This window comes from Candidatus Mycobacterium methanotrophicum (assembly GCF_023515995.1).
GTDB classification, from domain to species: Bacteria; Actinomycetota; Actinomycetes; order Mycobacteriales; family Mycobacteriaceae; genus Mycobacterium; species Mycobacterium methanotrophicum.
Map to the genome: position 1 here is coordinate 2,626,495 of NZ_CP097320.1, position 17,530 is coordinate 2,644,024.

The following is a 17,530-nucleotide window of genomic DNA, read 5'->3' on the forward strand; positions in this document are numbered from 1 at the left end:
CTCGACCCCGGCTGGCGCCGGCATCATCGTCGTCGGCGCGGCATTCACCGCCGCGTTCTTCCCGTCGGCTGGACGCCGCGCATTTGGCGGGCCACGTCCAGGGCCACCTGAGCCACCCGCTGCGCCGCGTCCGGGCGACCGGCCAGCGCGGCGGCGTTCGTCATCGCCGCCAGCCGCGGCGCATCGCCCAGCAGCGCGGCGACCTGGTCGGCCACGAAGCCCGGCGACAGATCGGCGTCGGCGACCAGCAGGCCGCCGCCGGCGTCGACCACCGGTAACGCGTTGAGTCGCTGCTCGCCGTTGCCGATCGGCAACGGCACATAAACCGCGGGCAGGCCGACGGCGGTCACCTCGGCGACCGTCATCGCGCCGGACCGGCAGATCACCAGATCGGCAGCGGCGTAGGCCAGGTCCATCCGGCTCAAGTAGGGCACCGCGACGTATGGCGGGTCGCCAGGTCCCGGGGTGCGCAGCTCAACGGTGTTCTTGGCGCCGTAGGCATGCAGTACCGCCACTGCCGCGATCGCCAGGTCGCCGGCGGCCGCCGTGACCGCCCGGTTGATGGAGGCGGCTCCCTGCGAGCCGCCGAACACCAACAGCACCCGTGCGTCCTCGGCGAAGCCGAAGTACGCGCGCGCCTCCGATCGCATTGCGGCGCGGTCCAGCGAGGTGATCGCCGCGCGGACCGGCACGCCGACCACTTCGGCGTGCGGCAGGCCCGGGTCCGGGACTGCCGACAACACCCGTTTGGCGCTGCGGGCGCCGACGCGATTGGCCAGCCCGGCGCTGGCGTTGGCTTCATGGATCACCACCGGAACGCGCCGACCCCGCCAGGGCGTGCCGCGGGCGGCGAGATACGCGGGCAACGAGACATACCCGCCAAAGCCGATCACCACGTCGGCGTGGACTTTGTCCAGCACAGCACGGGTCTGCCGGACCGCACGCAAGACCCGTAATGGCAGGCGGGCCAGGTCGCCGGTGGGCTTGCGGGGCAACGGCGCCGGGGTGATCAGCTCAAGCGCGTAGCCGCGCTCGGGCACCAGCTTGGTCTCCAAACCGCGCGGGGTGCCCAGTGCGGTGATGCGGACCTGCGGATCCAGTGCGACCAAGGCGTCGGCGACGGCCATCGCGGGTTCGACGTGGCCGGCTGTGCCGCCCCCCGCGAGCACCACTGACACCGAGGAAGGCAAGCGCGCGCGAAGCGCGGGCGCAGGCGAGCGAGTATCCGACACCGAGCGAGTATCCGACGGTGAGGAGTCCCCGGTTGGTCCTTTGACCGAGTTGTTCACCCGTAGCGTTGACCTTCCAGTGCTCGACGGCTGGCGTGTCCACGACGCTGGCCGGTGTACCGCTGTCCGTCTCCATGATGCCCGGACCGGGTGGTCCGCCGAACCGGCGTGCTGTGTTTCGTCGACCGCGCGACACGATTGGCGGACGGCTTACGCTGCGGCTGGGGCCGGCTGCGCAGCCGGTCGCGCAGCGCCTCGACCCGGGTCGGCGCATAGGGCTCGGGCAGCGGCAACCGCAGCAGCCGGTTCATCCGGTCGTCGCGTCCGGCTCGCAGCGCGGCGACGGCCTCGGGTTCGTGGCGAGCCGCATTCGCCATCATGCCGATCATTAAAAGCGTTGTGGCCGTTGATGTTCCACCAGCAGAGATGAGTGGCAGCTGGATACCGGTGACCGGCAGCAGCCCAATCACGTAGCCGACGTTGATGAACGACTGGCCGATCACCCACATCGTGGTCGTCGCGGTCAGCAGCCGCAGGAAGGGGTCGGCGGACCGCCGCGCAATCCGCATCCCGGTGTAGGCGAACAGCCCGAACAGCCCCAACAGGCCCAGCGCACCGACAAGACCGAGCTCCTCACCGATGATCGCGAAGATGAAGTCGTTGTGGGCGTTGGGCAGATAGTTCCACTTGGCGGTGCCCTGGCCCAGCCCGTCGCCGAAGATACCGCCGTTGGCCAGCGCGAACTTCGCTTGCCTGGCCTGATACCCCGAGTCCTGCGGGTCTTGCCCGGGGTTCAGCCACGACCGCACCCGGTCGGACCGGTAACCGGCCGACACCGCCAGGATCGCCGCGGCCACGACGGCGGCGAACAGCGAGCTGAGGAACACCCGCAGCGGCAGGCCGGCGTACCAGAACAGTCCCAGCAGGATGATGCCCATCGAGACCGTCTGTCCCAGGTCGGGCTGGGCCACGATCAGGGCCAGCGCGATCACCGCCGCCGGCACCAGCGGGATCAGCATCTCGCGTAGCGAGGCCCGTTCCATGCGCCGCGCGGCCAGCAGATGGGCCCCCCAGATCGCGAACGCGATCTTGGTCAGCTCGGAGGGCTGCATCGAGAAGCCCGCGATGACGAACCACCCGCGGGAACCGTTGGCTTCCTTGCCGATTCCCGGGATCAGCACCAGGACCAGCATCACGATGGTCAGCGCGAAACCGGAGAACGCCACGCGCCGCATGAACCGCACCGGCAATCGCAGCGCCAGATAGCACGCGACCAGCCCGACGATGGTCCACAGCACCTGGCGGCCGAAGATGACCCACGCCGACCCGTCGTCATCGTAGGAACGGACGCCCGACGCCGAGAGCACCATGGTCAGCCCCAGCGTGGTCAACAGCGCAGCCACCGCGATGATCAGGTGAAACGACGTCATGGGCCGGCCCAGCCAGGCACCGAACCCGGTGCGCGGCCCGCCGGCAGCCGGTTTGGCAGCCACCGCCTGGCTTTCGTCGGGCTCTGCTGCGCTTGACTCCCCCGACTCGTCAGCCGTGCTTGCGGTGCTTCCAGTCGGCTGCCCACCTTTGGTTCCCCGGCGCAGCAACCGGGCCAACGTGTTGTTCACCCCCGCCTACCCGCAGCAGGCGCGCACGGCGGCAGCGAACGCGTCGCCGCGATCGGCATAGCCGGTGAACTGGTCAAATGACGCTCCAGCCGGTGCCAGCAACACCGTGTCGCCCGGCCGGGCCAGATCTCGCGCGGCTGCGACGGCAGCGTTCATCACGCGAATGCCGACCGTCTCGTCCGACTGAGAAACCACTTTCGCCACATAGGTAACAGCAGACTCAGCAGTCGCATGCATATCAGCATCCTCGCCTGTCGCAACCTGTACGACGGGGACATCCGGCGCGTGTCGTGATAACGCGTCGGCAACCAGTGCCCGGTCGCGGCCGATCAGCACCGCTGCGACCAGCCGCGGAGCGATTCTGGCCACGGTCTGGTGCACCGATGCGCCCTTGAGCAGGCCGCCGGCTATCCACACCACTCGCGGGTATGCCAGCACCGATGCCTCGGCGGCGTGCGGATTGGTGGCCTTCGAGTCGTCGACGTAGCTGATCTGGTCGACGACGGCAACCACCTCGGCGCGGTGCCGGCCCACCCGAAACGTCGCCAGTGCGTCCGCGACCGCCGCCGCGGGCACCCCGACGCTGCGCGCCAGGGCGGCGGCGGCCAGCCCGTCGAGCACACCGATCGGCCCCGGCACCGGGATCGACGACACCGCCGCCAGCGCCAGGCCGTCGGAGCCGGCTGAGAAGCCGGCTTCAGAAAAAGCCCGGTCGACGAGCATGCCGTCGCGTACCCCGAGTTCCCCGACCGCGGGTTCGCCGAGCCGGAAGCCGACACGCACCGGCGCGGAGGTCGTCGACAGCATCGCCGCGGCGCGCGGGTCGTCCAGCCCGGCTACCGCCACCCGGCCGGTCAGCACCCGCGCCTTGTCGGCGATGTAGTCGGCAAGAGTCGAGTGCCAGTCGAGATGGTCTTCGGCGATGTTGAGTACCACGCCCGCCTCGGGCCGCACCGACGGCGCCCAGTGCAACTGGAAGCTGGACAGCTCGACCGCCAGGAAGTCGGCGGGCTGGTCCAGCACGTCGAGCACCGGGCTACCGATGTTGCCGCACAGCGTGCTGCGCAGGCCCGCGGCGACCAGCATGGCCTGCAGCATGGACGAGGTGGTCGTCTTCCCGTTGGTGCCGGTGACGGCGAGCCAGCGGCGCGGCGGCCCATAGTGACCGGACGCGTCGAGCCGCCAGGCCAACTCGACGTCGCCCCAGACCGGGACGCCGGCGGCCTCGGCGGCGGCGGGCGCCAGTGCCGTCGGCGGAAAGCCGGGACTGGTCACGACCAGGGCGTAGTCGCCGATCCGCTGGGCAGCGGTTGACGAATCCACCGTCGCAGTCCCGGCATCGGCGAACCGCCGGCGGGTCGCCGGGTCGTCGTCGCAGAGCGTTGCGGTCACACCCAGCGCAGTCAGCGCCGCCAGCACCGCCCGGCCGGTCACACCGCCGCCTGCGACCAGCACCGCCATGCCGGGCTGGAGGTCGGCGCGGCTCATTGGCGCCGCTCCTCCTCATCGCTGCGTCCCCCTCGCCGCTGCGCGGCTGGGGGTGCCCCCACTGCATCGTCGCCGGCGCGGCTCATCTCAGCGGCCGCCGGTGGCGGCCAGCCACTCGCCGTAGAACAGCGCCACCCCTAGGCCACAGCTGATCGCGGTGAGCAGCCAGAACCGGACGATCACCGTGGTTTCGGCCCATCCAACAAGCTCGAAATGGTGGTGGAAGGGCGCCATCCGAAACACGCGGCGACCGGTGGTGCGAAAGGCGAGGATCTGCATGACGACCGAGGTGATCTCGGCGACGAACAGCGACCCGAGCACCACCGCGAGGAGCTCGGTGCGGCTGGTCACTGAGATCCCGGCGATGATGCCGCCGAGGGCCAGCGAACCGGTGTCGCCCATGAAAATCTTGGCCGGCGCGGCGTTCCACCACAAAAACCCGATGCAGGCGCCCGCCGTCGCGGCCGCGACAATCGCCAGGTCCAGCGGATCGCGCACGTTGTAGCAGCCCGGGCCCGGCGTGACGGCACAGGCGTTGCGGTATTGCCAGAAGGTGATCAGCACGTATGCGGCGCAAACCATGGCCATCGCGCCGCCGGCCAGCCCGTCGAGCCCGTCGGCGAAATTCACCGCGTTCGACCACGAGTAGACGATGCCCAGGCAGAACAGCACGAAAACGACGGGACCCAACGCGACCGTGGCGATTTCACGCACATTGGACAGGTTGGGGCTGCCCGGTGTGAGACCCGCGTAGTTGCGGAACTGCATCACCAGCACACCGAACAGCACCGCGGCGGTGATCTGCCCGACGGTCTTGGCCGTCTTGTTCAGTCCAAGGTTGCGCGAGCGCCGGATCTTGATCAGGTCGTCGACGAACCCGACAGCGCCCAGCGTGGTGGCCAACAACAGCACCAGCAGACCCGACGCCGACGGCCCCTCGCCGCCCACGGCCAGCCCCGCCAAATGGGTGCCCAGGTAGCCCGCCCAGATACCCGCCAGGATCGCCGCGCCACCCATCGACGGCGTTCCGCGCTTCGTCTGGTGGCTTGGCGGCCCGTCTTCGCGGATTTCGTGACCGAAGCCCTGCCTGGTGAACAGCCGGATCAGCAACGGCGTCAACAAAATGGACACCGTCACCGCAATGGCGACGGCGATGAGGATGTCGATCACCGGGGATCGCCCTGGGCCTGATCGGTTAAGCCGTTCTCGGCGACCAGCGAGTCGGCCAGTGCGCCCAGGCCCGCGGCATTGGAAGCTTTGACCAGCACGACTTCCCCGGGCTGCAGTTCGGCCCGCAGCAGGGCGAGGGCGGCGTCGGCGTCGGCGACGAGAGCGGCTTGTCCGGCCCATGAGCCTTCCATGACCGCGCCATGGTGCATGGCGCTCATAGACCTCCCCATTCCGACGACAACGAGTCGAGACACATCTAAGCGCACCGCGAGCCGGCCGATGCGGTCATGTTCGGATATTGCGTGCTCGCCGAGCTCGGCCATCTCGCCGAGCACCGCCCAGCTGCGCCGCCGAGGCGCCCCGGCGGCGCCGCGGGCGATCGAGGCCAGTGCTTGCAACCCGGCCTGCATCGAATCGGGGTTGGCGTTGTAGGCGTCATCGATGACGGTGACCCCGTCGGCGCGGGTGCTCACCCGCATCCGGTGCTGCGATACCGGGCCGGCGCCGGCCAGTGCGGTGGCGACCTGCTCGGCGCTGGCGCCGCATTCCAGCGCTACCGCGGCCGCGCACAGCGCATTGCTCACCTGATGATCGCCGTGCACGGCCAGCCGTACGTCGACGGCGCTGTCGCCGGAGTGCAACGTGAACTGCGGCCGGGCCAGCTCGTCCAGTGTCACCGGACCGGCCCAGACGTCTGCGGGACTGTGCCGGCTGACCCGGACCACGCGGGCCGCGGTCACCTCGGCCATCGCCGCCACCGTCGGGTCGTCGACATTGAGAACGACCACCCCGGAGCGTGGAACAGCCTGGGGCAGTTCGGATTTGGTCCTCGCGATGGCGTCGCGTGAACCGAACTCGCCCAGATGCGCGGTCCCAACGTTGAGCACCACTCCGATGGCCGGCGGCGCGATCGCCGCCAGCTCGGCGATGTTGCCGGGCCGGCGCGCCGAGAGTTCCAGAATCAAGTAGTCGGTGTCGCCGGTGGCGCGCAGGACGGTCCACGGATGGCCAAGCTCGTTGTTGAACGACCCCGGCGGCGCCACCACGTCCCCGAGCGGGGCAAGCACCGCGGCCAGCAGGTCTTTCGTCGACGTCTTGCCCGACGAGCCGGTGATCCCGATGATCGTCAGCCCCCCGGCTACCCGCTCGGCGGCCACCGCCGCGGCCAATTTGGCCAGCGCGGCCAGCACTGCGGCGCCCGACCCGTCGACGTCGTGCTCGAGGACACCGGCCGGCCCGGTGCTGCGCTGTGCTGCCTGGGTACTGGGTGCAACCACGATCGCGGGCACCCCGACCGGCCGGGCGGCCAGCACCGCGACCGCGCCGGCGGCCACCGCCGACGTGGCGTGGTCGTGCCCGTCGGCGCGGGCGCCCGGCAGCGCCAAGAACAACCCGCCGGGAGTGACTCTGCGCGAGTCGAATTCGACGGTCCCGGTCACGTGCAGCTCCGCTGCGTCAGTTGCCGAGATGTTGGCCAGTTCACCGCCGACGATGTCGGCGATCTGTGCGACGGTGAGGTCGATCACGTGCGCCGCTTCTCCAGGGCGGCGGCGAGCTCGACCCGGTCGTCGAACGGGTAAGTCTGCCCGCCGCGGGTCTGGCCGGTTTCATGGCCTTTGCCGGTGATCAGCACCACGTCGCCGGGAGCCGCCCAGGCGACGGCGTGCTCGATCGCCGCGCGCCGGTCACCGATCTCGACCACCTGGCCGGCTCTGCCGGCTTCGGCGGCGCCGGCCAGGATCTGCCGCCGGATCGCCGCCGGATCCTCGCTGCGGGGGTTGTCGTCGGTCACGACCACCAGGTCGGCCAGCTGGGCGGCGATCCGGCCCATCGGCCTGCGTTTACCCGGGTCGCGGTCACCACCGGCGCCGAATACCACGGCCAGCCGGCGGTCCGGCCGGCGCAGTGATTGCAGCACCGCGCCCAATGCGCCCGGCTTGTGCGCGTAGTCCACCAGAGCGAGGAAGTCCTGCCCGCGATCGATCTCCTCGAGCCGCCCGGGGACGAGGGTATGCCGCAGCCCGGTTGCGGCCTGCTCGGGGGAAACCCCGAGTGCATCGAGAATGGCCAGTGCGACAAGGCAATTGGCGACGTTGTATTCGCCCGGCAGCGGGACGGCAACCCGGTGGTGCACGCCGGCGGGGTCGGCCGCGGTGAATTCCTGCGCGCCCGCGTGGGCCGTTATGTCTTCGGCGCGCCAGTCCGCGGGCCGGCCGTGTGCGCTGACGGTGATCGCGGCGTCGGCGCGATCGGCCATCAGGCGGCCGGCGTCGTCGTCGACGCAGATCACGGCGCGACGGGCGCGCAGCGGCGACGACGGGTCGAACAACCGCGCCTTGGCCTCGAAGTAGTCCGCCATCGTCGGGTGGAAGTCCAGGTGGTCGCGCGACAGGTTGGTGAAAGCGCCGACAGCGAAGCGCACACCGTCGACGCGGCCGAGCGTCAGCGCGTGACTGGACACCTCCATCACGACCGTGTCGACGCCGCGCTCGGCCATCGCCGCCAACTGGGCCTGCAGCGCGGGCGCCTCGGGCGTGGTCAGCGCGCTGGGGACGTCGACGCCGTCGATGCGCAGGCCGACCGTGCCGATCAAGCCCACCGCCCGCCCGGCCGCCCGCAGACCGGCCTCGAGCAGATACGTCGTGGTTGTCTTGCCCGACGTGCCGGTGACGCCGACGACAGCGAGGCGCTCTGAGGGACGGCCGTACACGGTGGCGGCGAGTTCGCCCAGCACGCTGCGCGGGTCTGGATGCACCAGCACCGGCACGGCAGGGAATTGCTGTGTGTGGTTGACGATTTCGGCGACGCCAGCGGCGTCGGTGAGCACTGCGACTGCGCCGCGTTCGACCGCGTCGCCCAGATAGCGGGCGCCGTGGGTGGACGCACCGGACAGCGCGGCGAACAGGTCACCCGGCTCTACGTCTTGGGCTCGTAGCGTCACGCCGGTGATGGGCAGATCGGCAACGACGCTGCGCTCGGCCGCGACCGCGCCGACTTGAGCGGCCAGCGTCGATAGCGGCACGCCCGGGCCAACGCTGGGGCGCAGCGAAGTCGGCACCGATAGCACCTTCCTGCGTGATCAGACTGCCTGGTCGGCCATGACCCTACCGATCCACCAGACTCGCGGCGCTGTCGCGCTCCATCGCCGCGAAGTCGATTCCGTCGTTGTTCAGCTGCAACGCATGATCGCCGACGCTGGTCAGCAGCCTGCGCGAGGTCTGACGCCAGCTTGCCGTCCTGAGCTGCAGGGCTGCCGCAGAGTCGCCCACCCAACCGGGCTGGGCGGCCGCGATCCGGTTGTCCGACGACAAGTGGGCACTCGCCAACTCCTCACCGTGCCGGGAAACCTGCGCCGCCGAAGCCGCCAACGCCTCCAGGTCGACTCGAAACCTTCCTTGCGCCACCGTCGCCACCTCTCCTGCCACACAGCCTGACACTCTCCGATAACAGCAGCTGGCGGCCGGCCGCAAATCACTGTGCGGCTACATGGCCTGCAATGTGAGCGGCGGCCCGGGATCGGGTGAAAGTGGCACGTTTTCGTGCTGCAGCAGCCAGCCGGCGGTGCGACTGGGATCGACGCTCATTGCAGGCCATGACGCTCATTGCAGGCCATATTGAAGCGCACCACTTGCGCCCGACAATCCCTAGTGATATAAAACAGCCGTAAGTGGAGATGGTTGTCATTTCTATCTAGTCACTGCAGACGGTTCTCCCAGGATGTGATCGGCGCAACGCGAACTGCATCCCGCCCAGCGGCCGGTCTGTTCCAACGAGATTCCAACGAGAAAGGAGCGGGCGCCATGTCTTTTGTGACCGCGCAACCGGAGATGCTGGAGGCGGCTGCGGGGCAGTTGGCCGGGGCCGGTTCGGCGGTGTCGGCTCAAAACAAAGCGGCCGCGGCCCCGACGACCGGAGTGATTCCCGCCGCCGCCGACTCGGTGTCGGCGCTGACCGCGGCCCAGTTCGCCGGCTACGGCCAGCTGTATCAGGCGATCGGCGCGCAGGCCGAGGAGATTCTGTCCATGTTGGTCACCACCTTGCGGACCAGCGCCGGCTCGTACGCGTTGACCGAAGCCGCCAACGCTGTGGTCGCCCGTTAGATCGGGGGCGGTGATGGCTGGTGTGGCGGCGGGGCTGGATTTCGGGGTGCTGCCCCCGGAGGTCAACTCCGGGCTGATGTATGCCGGCCCGGGTCCGCAGCCGCTGACGGCGGCCGCGACGGCCTGGGCCGACCTGGCCGGCGAGCTGGATTCGGCCGCCGACGTGTGCGCCGGGGCGCTGTCCGGGCTGGCCAGCGACGATTGGCAGGGCCCGGCGGCGGCGTCGATGGCCGCCGCGGCCACCCCCTACACATCGTGGCTGCAGACCACCGCCGGCCACGCCGCCCGAGCTGCCGGTCAGGCCGCCGCGGCCGTCAACGCCTACGAGAACGCGTTCGCCGCCACGGTGCCGCCGGCGGCGGTGGCCGCCAACCGGGCTCAGCTGGCGTCGCTGACCGCCACCAACCTGCTGGGCCAAAACACCGCGGCGATCGCGGCCACCGAAGCCCAATACGGCGAAATGTGGGCCCAAGACGCCGCCGCCATGTACGGCTACGCCGCCCAATCGGCCGCCGCGACAACCCTCAACCCGCTGACCACCCCCCCGAAGGTGACCACCGAAACCGGGCTGAGCCAGCAAGCCGCGGCGAGCACCCACGCCGCCGCGGCCGCGCTTTCCACCGCGCCCAGCGCCTTGAACGCACTCGCCACCGGATCCGACTCGTCATCGCTGAGCGCACTTGTCAATTCGTTGGGGCTGAACATCGTCGGCTCCGGGTCGGGAAACAGCACCACCGGACTGGCCGGATTGATCAATCTGATGTCGGGCAACGTGGCGACTCCGCTCACGAATGCGTTCAACTCCAGCTTCATATCCAACGAATTCTTCGCCGGCTATGTCTTGTACCCAGGGTTGTTCATGAACAACATTGGAGATATGACGTCCCTCGGCACGCTCTTCGGGCGGAGCATAGCCCCGGGACTGGCGGCGGTAGGCTCGACGGCGTCGCAAACCGGCGACATCACCCCGACTCTGGGCGGGCTGGGCACGTTGGTCGGCCAACATGCCCTCGGCGCCGAGGTCAGCGCCGGTGTCGGCAAAGCTTCCCTGGTCGGGGCGCTGTCGACGCCACGTAGCTGGACCACCGCCGCGCCCGCCGCAGCGATTCGCCTGGCCGCCGCGGTGTCGAGTTCCCCGACGTCGACGCCTGTTTTCGGCGTCGGGCCGATGGGGTTGCCGGGCATGCCGATGCCGGGCGCGGGCCGCGGCGGCAGCCCCGCTGCCCCGCATTCCGCCGCTACCCCGCGTTACGGCTTTCGCCTGACCGTGTTGCCTCCCGAGCCGACCGGCAACGCAACCGTATAGAAAGAGGGGGTTTAGTGAGCGAGCACACACGCCGTCTCGAGCGTCGTCGGCCAGCCTATGCCGGCCACGATAGGCACCCCCTGCTGAGCCGAGCGCCCCAGGAGATGAGCTGATGACGGCGGGGCTGGATTTCGGCGCATTGCCCCCGGAGGTCAACTCCGGGCTGATGTATGCCGGCCCGGGTCCGCAATCGCTGACGGCCGCCGCGACGGCCTGGGCCGACCTGGCCGGGCAGCTGGATTCGGCCGCCGACGTGTGCGCCGGGGCGCTGTCCGGGCTGGCCAGCAGCGGCTGGCAGGGCCCGGCGGCGGCGTCGATGGCCACCGCGGCCACCCCCTACACATCGTGGCTGCAGACCACCGCCGGCCACGCCGCCCGAGCCGCCCGCCAGGCCGCCGCCGCGGTCAACGCCTACGAGAACGCGTTCACCGCCACCGTGCCGCCGGCGGCGGTGGCCGCCAACCGGGCTCAGCTGGCGTCGCTGACCGCCACCAACCTGCTGGGCCAAAACACCGCGGCGATCGCGGCCACCGAAGCCCAATACGGCGAAATGTGGGCCCAAGACGCCGCCGCCATGTACGGCTACGCCGCCCAGTCCGCCGCCGCGACAACCCTCAACCCGCTGACCACCCCCCCGAGGGTCACCACCGACACCGGGCTGACCCAGCAAGCCGCGGCGAGCACCCACGCCGCCGCGGCCGCGGCGGGCAACACCCAACAAACCCTGTCGCAATGGCTTTCCGGGCTGAACATCTTCAGCCCCGCTAATGCCACATCCAATTATGGGCTGTCCGGGTTTCTGAACAACGTGATCAGCGGGCAAAACAACTCGGCGCTATCCGACTTTTTGAACTCCAGTTGGTTGGGCGGTTTCATGTCCAACAACGCGCTCGGCCCGGAGATGTACATCAGCAACTTCCACTCGTTCGATCCCCTGGCCGTCTTGGGGGCTCAGGACTGGGCGCGAGGGGTAACCGGAGCCGGAGCCGGCGGCGGCGGGGTGGGGGGGCCCGGTGCAATCGCGAATATGGCCGCCTACGGGCCGATGCCCACCCAATCCGGCGGGCAAGCGATCCTAGCGGGGGCGCGCGCTGACATCGGTCGAGCCGACCTGGTCGGGCGCCTGTCGGCGCCACCCAGCTGGACCGCCAACGCCCCGCTGGCGCAGACCGTCAATTCACAGACCGTCCATTCTCCCGCGACCGCACACGCCGCCGCCCACCTGCCCAGCCCTATCTTCGCCACCGGCATGCCAACCACGGGCATGGCCCGCCTTGCCCCAGCGCGCATGACCGGTAGAAGCGGAGATAACCAAGCGAGTTCTACCTCTACCCGCGACCTGCCCACCAGATCCCTCGCCGCCCGCTCACCGGCCGGCGGCTAGGCCGCGCACGAAAACCGTCGCCGTGGTATCTTCTCAACACGAATTGTCCCGCGCCGCAACGGCATCCATCGCTATCTTCCAACGATGTCACCCAGTTATCCGCGGATTCGGGTCAGATAGTCACTGACCAGGTCACCGTTCAGAAGTAGCCGTTGGTGCGGGTCTTGACACCTCTCCTGCCACACAGCCCGACACTCTCCGATAACAGCAGCTGGCGGCCGACCGCAAATCACTTTGCGGCTACATGGCCTGCAATGTGAGCGGCGGCCCGGGATCGGGTGAAAGTGGCACGTTTTCGCGCTGCAGCAACCAGCCGGCGATGTCGTGGAACAACGGGGCCGCTGAGTGGCCCGGCGTGCCGTCCGAGTTGCGCTGCGGGTTGTCCATCATGACCCCGACAACGTAGCGGGGGTCGTCGGTCGTGGCCATACCGGCGAAGGTGATCCAGTAGACGTTGTCGAAGTAGCATCCACACGCCGGGTTGATCTGCTGCCCCGTACCGGTCTTGCCGGAAATCTGGTAGCCCTCGACCGCCGCGGCCGGCCCGGTGCCCTGCTGATAGCCCCGCGGATCATGCTGCACGACCGCGCGCAACATGTTGCGCACGGTCTTCGCGGTCTCCGGCGATACCACCCGAACCCCTTCGGGGTGCGGCTCTTCGGTGCGGCTGCCGTCGGGCGCGATGGTGGCCTTGACGATCCGCGGCGGCATCCGCAGCCCGTCGTTGGCGATCGTCTGGTACATGCCCGTCATCTGCAGCAAGGTCATCGAAAGGCCTTGGCCGATAGGCAGGTTGGAGAACGTACTACCCGACCACTGGTCCAGCGGCGGAACCAGCCCGGCGCTCTCCCCAGGCAGCCCGACGTTTGTGCGCTGACCCAGCCCGAACTTGCGGAGCATGTCGTAGTAGCGGTCCGGGCCGACGCGCTGCGCCAGCATCAACGTGCCCACGTTCGACGACTTCCCGAACACCCCGGTGGTGGTGTAGGGCGTCACGCCGTGAACCCAGGCGTCGTGCACCGTGACTCCGCCCATATTGATCGAGCCCGGCACTTGCAGCACCTCGTCGGGATTGCTCAACCCGTACTCGATCAGCGAGGACGCAGTGACGACCTTGTTCACCGATCCCGGCTCGAACGGCGAGGTGACCGGAAGGTTGCCCATCTGCTTGTTGCCCTGCCGCCCGATGTCTTGCGACGGGTCGAACGTGTTGTCGTTTGTCATGGCCAGCACTTCGCCGGTCTTGGCATCCAGCACCACCGCTGAGACATTGAGTGCGCCGGAGAGGTTCTTGGCTTGCTGAACCTGCTGCTGGACGTAGAACTGAATGTCGTCGTCGAGGGTGAGCTGGACGGTCGAGCCGTTGACCGCCTTGTGCTGGTTGCGGTAGCTGCCGGGAATTACCACGCCGTCGGAGCCGCGGTCGTAGGTGATCGAGCCGTCGGTGCCGGCCAGCTCGGCGTCCATGGAATCTTCCAGCCCGAGCAAACCGTGTCCGCCCCAGTCGATCCCGCCGACGATGTTGGCCGCCAGCGATCCGCCGGGATACTGGCGCAAATCTTGGCGCTCGGTGCCGACCTCGGGATATTTGGTCGTGATGGCAGTGGCGATCGCGGGGTCGACGGCGCGGGCCAGATAGACGAACGTCTCGTCACTGCGCAGCTTCTTTTCCACGGTGGCCTTGTCCGGCTTGTTGTTCAGCCGCAGCGCCACCTCCCTGGCGATGTCGGTCAAACGCTGCTGCGGGTCAGGGGCGTTGGCGTTCTTCTGTTTGGCTTCGGCGAGCTGCTTGTGGATCCTGCGCGGCTGGAAGGTCAACGCCCGCGCCTCGATAGTGAAGGCGAGTTGGTCGTTGCGGCGGTCGATGATGCTGCCGCGCAACGCTTTTTGGACATCGGTCACCTTGAGCTGTCCGGCGGCCTCCGCGCGCAGCCCCGACGCGCGCGGCACCTGCAAATAGAACAGCTGGGCGGCCGCCAGCGAGAGCGCCAGGAAGATGACCGCGTTGCCCGCGCGGTGCCGGAACACGAACGACGCGCCGCGGGTGCCGAACTCCACCGCCTGGCGGGTACGACGCTCGCGCGCCGAGTGGGCTGCCGCGGCTTCCTCGGGTTTCTTGGCAGGTTTGGCAGCGCCCCGCTGCACGGGCCGCGACGATCGGCTGCCCGACCGGTCTGCGCGGCTCACCGGCCGGCGCCGGGCGTCGTGACAGTCAGGGGCCCGAACTGCTCGCCGATAAGCGGCGCGACGGGTGGCGCGACGAGGTGCGGTACGCCCACGGGCGGCGTATCGATTGGCGGCGGCGCGGGGGGCGTCGGCGCTGCGGGCGGTGGGACCGCCGCGGGCGGCGGTGGCTGGGGTTGGGGCCCGGCGACCGGCAATGGGAGCGGACCAGCTGCCGGGAAGTGCTCGGGGCCCAGCGTGGTAGCACCGTCCGGGGTGCGGACCATCGTGTCGGGCGCGGGCATCAGCGGGACGCCTGGCGCGCCGTTGCCCGGCAAGACCCGCGTGGGCACCTCGACCGGGTTCACCGCCTGCGCCGCAGGCGGAACAGGCTTTTCGTCCGGCAGCTTGGTATTAAGCGGCGGCGGCGGAACCCCCTGGGCGGGCTTGGGGGTACCGACCACCACCCAGTTGCCCGACGGGTCCTGGATCAAGTGCGCGGTGTCCCTGGTCGGGATCATCCCGAGACCTCGGGCGGCTTCGGCCAACGCCGGTGCGGATTCTGCCTCCAGCACGTCTCGCTCGAGCGCTTCCTTCTGCTGCTGCAACAGCCGGTTCTGCTGCCGTGCACTGCCCAGCTGATAGGAACGCTCGGCAGAAGCGGTGGACAGCCACAACGTCAGGCCCAGCCCGGCGCCTAGAGAACCGATCACCAGCACCACGAACGGCACTTTGGCCGCCAACGTACGCGGACGTAGGTCGATCGATGCCAGCCGCTGGAGTAGACGTTCCCGCAATGGCGGCTGAACGACCTTGGGCGCCTTGGCTTTACGTGCCTTCGCCCGCGTTTTGGCCTGGGTGGCGTTCTTTGGCCGGGCCGGGCGCTCCACGGGCCGGGAGATCGGAGTGGTCTGGGGCGCCGATCGCGACATTCGCGACTCACGAGCCGGCGCCGACGCTTTCCCGGCGCGCGGACGCCCGCGACGTGCAGGCGTCGGATCAGACGACCAGCGCCCGCTGCTACGAGAAGCGCCGGCCTGCACGCGCCGACGATCGCCGCCGCGCGGCGGCGGCGTTTCACGCTTAGCCTTCATCAGGTTCCCCTCCTCGCTGCCTCATGCCCGGATTGCACGCGTTGCAAAGCACGCAGCCTTACCCCGGCACTGCGGGGGTTGCGTCGGATTTCGACATCGCCGGCGCGTTCGGCGCCGCGCGTCAGCGAGGTGAATCGCGGTCCGTGCCCGGGGAGTTCGACCGGTAGATCCGGTGGCGTGCTGGAGGTGGTGGCCTCGGCGAACACTCGTTTCACGATGCGGTCTTCGAGCGACTGGTAGGCCATCACCACGATGCGTCCGTCGGTGGCCAGGGCGTCCAGCGCGGCGGGCATGGCTTGCCGCAATGCGTCCAGCTCGGCGTTGACCGCAATACGCAGGGCCTGGAAGGTCCGCTTGGCCGGGTGTCCGCCAGTACGCCGGGCCGGTGCCGGAACCGCTTGGTAGACAACCTCAACCAGCTCGCCGGTCGAGGTGAACGGCGTACGCACGCGGCGGCGGGTGATGTATGCGGCGACGCGGCGGGCGAAGCGCTCCTCGCCGTATCGCCGCAGGATGTCGGTCAACGCGGCCTCATCGTAGGTGTTCACGATTTCGGCGGCGGTCAGCGCTGCGGTGGGGTCCATCCGCATGTCCAGCGGCGCATCGTGGGCATAGGAGAAACCGCGCTCGCTGCGATCGAGCTGCATCGAGGAGACGCCGAGATCGAAGAGCATTCCGTCCACGGATTCCGTTGCAGCGTAGCCTGATTGGGGCAAGGCGTCGGCGATTCCGTCATACCGGGTGTGGATCAGCGTAAGCCGGTCAGCGAAACCGGTCAGGCGGGTGCGGGCAATGTCGAGCGCGGTCGGGTCGCGGTCGATGCCGATCAGCCGCAGCCCGGGCAGCTCGGTCAGGAACCGTTCGGCGTGCCCGCCGGCACCGATGGTCGCGTCGACGAGCACTGACCCAGATCCGTCGCGATGGTGACGTGTGAGCGCAGGGCTAAGTAGTGCGAGGCAGCGCTCGAGCAACACGGGCACATGGCCAAATTCACCAGTGGCAGGCACGCCAACACCTTTCCGAAGGGCCGCTGCGCTTGCGATCGCCCGGGCACACTGCGGGCGACCCGCTGCACCCAGCTCCGCTGCGCTTGCGATCGCCCGGGCACACTGCGGGCGACCCGCTGCACCCAGCTCCGCTGCGCTTGCGATCGCCCGGGCACACTGCGGGCGACCCGCTGCACCCAGCTCCGCTGCGCTTGCGATCGCCCGGGCACACTGCGGGCGACCCGCTGCACCCAGCTCCGCTGCGCTTGCGATCGCCCGGGCATCGAGGTCCCTGTCCGACAGCACGAACCTGGCGTTGGGGAAGTACGTCAGGGTCGGTTCGGGCAGAGGCCACGGTGCACGGGCACGCGCCTCAGATAATGTCGCCGAGTGCTTCATCGCTGGCTGCGGAGAAGTTCTCTTCGTGGGTCTGTTGGTATTCCTGCCAGGCCTGCGCATCCCAGATCTCGAGGTAGTCAACGGATCCGATGACCACGCAGTCCTTCGAGAGGTTCGCGTAGCGGCGGTGGTCGGCCGACAACGTGATCCGGCCTTGCGCGTCGGGATGCTGTTCGTCGGTGGCGGCGGCCAGATTTCGCAGGAACGCTCTCGCCTCCGGGTTGCTTCTGGACGCCTTGCTGGCCCGGCGGGCAAGTTGCTCGAACTCCGCGCGGGGATAGACAGCCAGGCTGTGGTCTTGGCTCTTGGTGACCATCAGACCTCCTGCCAGTGCGTCGCGGAACTTGGCGGGCAGCGTGAGCCGCCCCTTGTCGTCGAGCTTTGGGGTGTAGGTGCCGAGAAACATCTGGCGACCTCCCCGCCCTTCGACTTCTGCCACCATACCCCACGGTCCCCCACTGCGCTCCATTTAACGGTACGAAGATCACCATTGGGTGTCGTTTCTGCAGGTTCTCAGCCACGCGAGTAGTCAATCGAGGCAGCGCGGTATCGGTTATGTTCGCCTATAAACCGCATCTGAAGTGTAGTTATC

The 17,530-nt window shown here is 69.1% G+C and carries 14 protein-coding genes and 2 pseudogenes; 3 read left to right on the forward strand and 13 right to left on the reverse strand.

All coding sequences use genetic code 11. The features are described from left to right. Positions 1 to 44: 44 nt before the first annotated feature. The 9 genes and pseudogenes from murG to M5I08_RS26840 form a co-directional block, all read right to left on the reverse strand. On the reverse strand, positions 45 to 1,289 hold the full coding sequence (murG, locus tag M5I08_RS13720; RefSeq protein WP_370328454.1) for an undecaprenyldiphospho-muramoylpentapeptide beta-N-acetylglucosaminyltransferase: 1,245 nt from the start codon (positions 1,287 to 1,289) through the stop codon (positions 45 to 47). Continuing rightward, the gene (ftsW, locus tag M5I08_RS13725; RefSeq protein WP_249763361.1) at positions 1,286 to 2,722 is read right to left on the reverse strand and encodes a putative lipid II flippase FtsW; all 1,437 of its coding nucleotides are present in this window, start codon (positions 2,720 to 2,722) and stop codon (positions 1,286 to 1,288) included. Before ftsW ends, murG begins: the two co-directional genes overlap by 4 nt. Positions 2,723 to 2,854: 132 nt before the next feature. Further along, positions 2,855 to 4,336: a UDP-N-acetylmuramoyl-L-alanine--D-glutamate ligase gene (murD, locus tag M5I08_RS13730; RefSeq protein ID WP_219067242.1), complete on the reverse strand. Its 1,482-nt coding sequence runs from the start codon at positions 4,334 to 4,336 to the stop codon at positions 2,855 to 2,857. Next, a pseudogene (locus tag M5I08_RS26835) lies at positions 4,333 to 4,449 on the reverse strand (hypothetical protein); the annotation flags it as partial. The gene murD and the pseudogene M5I08_RS26835, both read right to left, overlap by 4 nt. After that, complete coding sequence (mraY, locus tag M5I08_RS13735) at positions 4,424 to 5,506, reverse strand: phospho-N-acetylmuramoyl-pentapeptide-transferase (RefSeq protein WP_219067243.1); 1,083 nt, start codon at positions 5,504 to 5,506, stop codon at positions 4,424 to 4,426. The pseudogene M5I08_RS26835 and the gene mraY, both read right to left, overlap by 26 nt. Beyond that, positions 5,503 to 7,032, reverse strand: coding sequence for a UDP-N-acetylmuramoyl-tripeptide--D-alanyl-D-alanine ligase (locus tag M5I08_RS13740; protein ID WP_219067244.1), 1,530 nt, complete (start codon positions 7,030 to 7,032; stop codon positions 5,503 to 5,505). Before M5I08_RS13740 ends, mraY begins: the two co-directional genes overlap by 4 nt. After that, positions 7,029 to 8,573, reverse strand: coding sequence for a UDP-N-acetylmuramoyl-L-alanyl-D-glutamate--2,6-diaminopimelate ligase (locus M5I08_RS13745; protein ID WP_219067245.1), 1,545 nt, complete (start codon positions 8,571 to 8,573; stop codon positions 7,029 to 7,031). Before M5I08_RS13745 ends, M5I08_RS13740 begins: the two co-directional genes overlap by 4 nt. A 37-nt stretch (positions 8,574 to 8,610) precedes the next feature. After that, positions 8,611 to 8,910 (reverse strand): WXG100 family type VII secretion target, encoded by a 300-nt coding sequence (locus M5I08_RS13750; RefSeq protein WP_219067246.1) that lies wholly within the window; start codon positions 8,908 to 8,910, stop codon positions 8,611 to 8,613. Positions 8,911 to 8,988: 78 nt separating this feature from the next. After that, positions 8,989 to 9,066: pseudogene (locus tag M5I08_RS26840) on the reverse strand (hypothetical protein); the annotation flags it as partial. Positions 9,067 to 9,306: 240 nt separating this feature from the next. Here M5I08_RS26840 and M5I08_RS13755 point away from each other — a divergent pair. From M5I08_RS13755 to M5I08_RS13765, 3 genes are all read left to right on the forward strand, one after another. Beyond that, the gene (locus tag M5I08_RS13755; RefSeq protein WP_219067247.1) at positions 9,307 to 9,606 is read left to right on the forward strand and encodes a PE family protein; all 300 of its coding nucleotides are present in this window, start codon (positions 9,307 to 9,309) and stop codon (positions 9,604 to 9,606) included. 13 nt (positions 9,607 to 9,619) lie between these two features. Next, positions 9,620 to 10,912: a PPE family protein gene (locus M5I08_RS13760; RefSeq protein ID WP_249762774.1), complete on the forward strand. Its 1,293-nt coding sequence runs from the start codon at positions 9,620 to 9,622 to the stop codon at positions 10,910 to 10,912. Positions 10,913 to 11,024: 112 nt separating this feature from the next. Further along, positions 11,025 to 12,296: a PPE family protein gene (locus M5I08_RS13765; RefSeq protein ID WP_219067248.1), complete on the forward strand. Its 1,272-nt coding sequence runs from the start codon at positions 11,025 to 11,027 to the stop codon at positions 12,294 to 12,296. A 240-nt stretch (positions 12,297 to 12,536) separates the two neighbouring features. On the opposite strand, the gene M5I08_RS13770 is transcribed toward M5I08_RS13765, so the two are convergent. From M5I08_RS13770 to mraZ, 4 genes are read right to left on the reverse strand one after another with little or no spacing between them, the layout of a single operon-like run. After that, positions 12,537 to 14,441: a peptidoglycan D,D-transpeptidase FtsI family protein gene (locus tag M5I08_RS13770; RefSeq protein ID WP_370328459.1), complete on the reverse strand. Its 1,905-nt coding sequence runs from the start codon at positions 14,439 to 14,441 to the stop codon at positions 12,537 to 12,539. 38 nt (positions 14,442 to 14,479) lie between these two features. After that, positions 14,480 to 15,553 (reverse strand): cell division protein FtsL, encoded by a 1,074-nt coding sequence (gene ftsL / locus M5I08_RS13775; protein ID WP_219067250.1) that lies wholly within the window; start codon positions 15,551 to 15,553, stop codon positions 14,480 to 14,482. Beyond that, positions 15,553 to 16,938 (reverse strand): 16S rRNA (cytosine(1402)-N(4))-methyltransferase RsmH, encoded by a 1,386-nt coding sequence (gene rsmH, locus M5I08_RS13780; RefSeq protein ID WP_370328461.1) that lies wholly within the window; start codon positions 16,936 to 16,938, stop codon positions 15,553 to 15,555. Before rsmH ends, ftsL begins: the two co-directional genes overlap by 1 nt. Continuing rightward, a complete protein-coding gene (gene mraZ / locus M5I08_RS13790) occupies positions 16,913 to 17,344 on the reverse strand; it encodes a division/cell wall cluster transcriptional repressor MraZ (RefSeq protein WP_219067252.1) in 432 nt (143 codons plus the stop codon). Before mraZ ends, rsmH begins: the two co-directional genes overlap by 26 nt. Positions 17,345 to 17,530: the final 186 nt, after the last annotated feature.

Coding starts and splice junctions, on each gene's coding strand:
- murD (WP_219067242.1), bottom strand. CDS start 4,336: ATGAGCCGCGCCGACCTCCAGCCCGGCATGGCGGTGCTGGTCGCAGGC.
- M5I08_RS13755 (WP_219067247.1), top strand. CDS start 9,307: ATGTCTTTTGTGACCGCGCAACCGGAGATGCTGGAGGCGGCTGCGGGG.
- M5I08_RS13760 (WP_249762774.1), top strand. CDS start 9,620: ATGGCTGGTGTGGCGGCGGGGCTGGATTTCGGGGTGCTGCCCCCGGAG.
- M5I08_RS13765 (WP_219067248.1), top strand. CDS start 11,025: ATGACGGCGGGGCTGGATTTCGGCGCATTGCCCCCGGAGGTCAACTCC.
- ftsL (WP_219067250.1), bottom strand. CDS start 15,553: ATGAAGGCTAAGCGTGAAACGCCGCCGCCGCGCGGCGGCGATCGTCGG.
- rsmH (WP_370328461.1), bottom strand. CDS start 16,938: ATGAAGCACTCGGCGACATTATCTGAGGCGCGTGCCCGTGCACCGTGG.
- mraZ (WP_219067252.1), bottom strand. CDS start 17,344: ATGTTTCTCGGCACCTACACCCCAAAGCTCGACGACAAGGGGCGGCTC.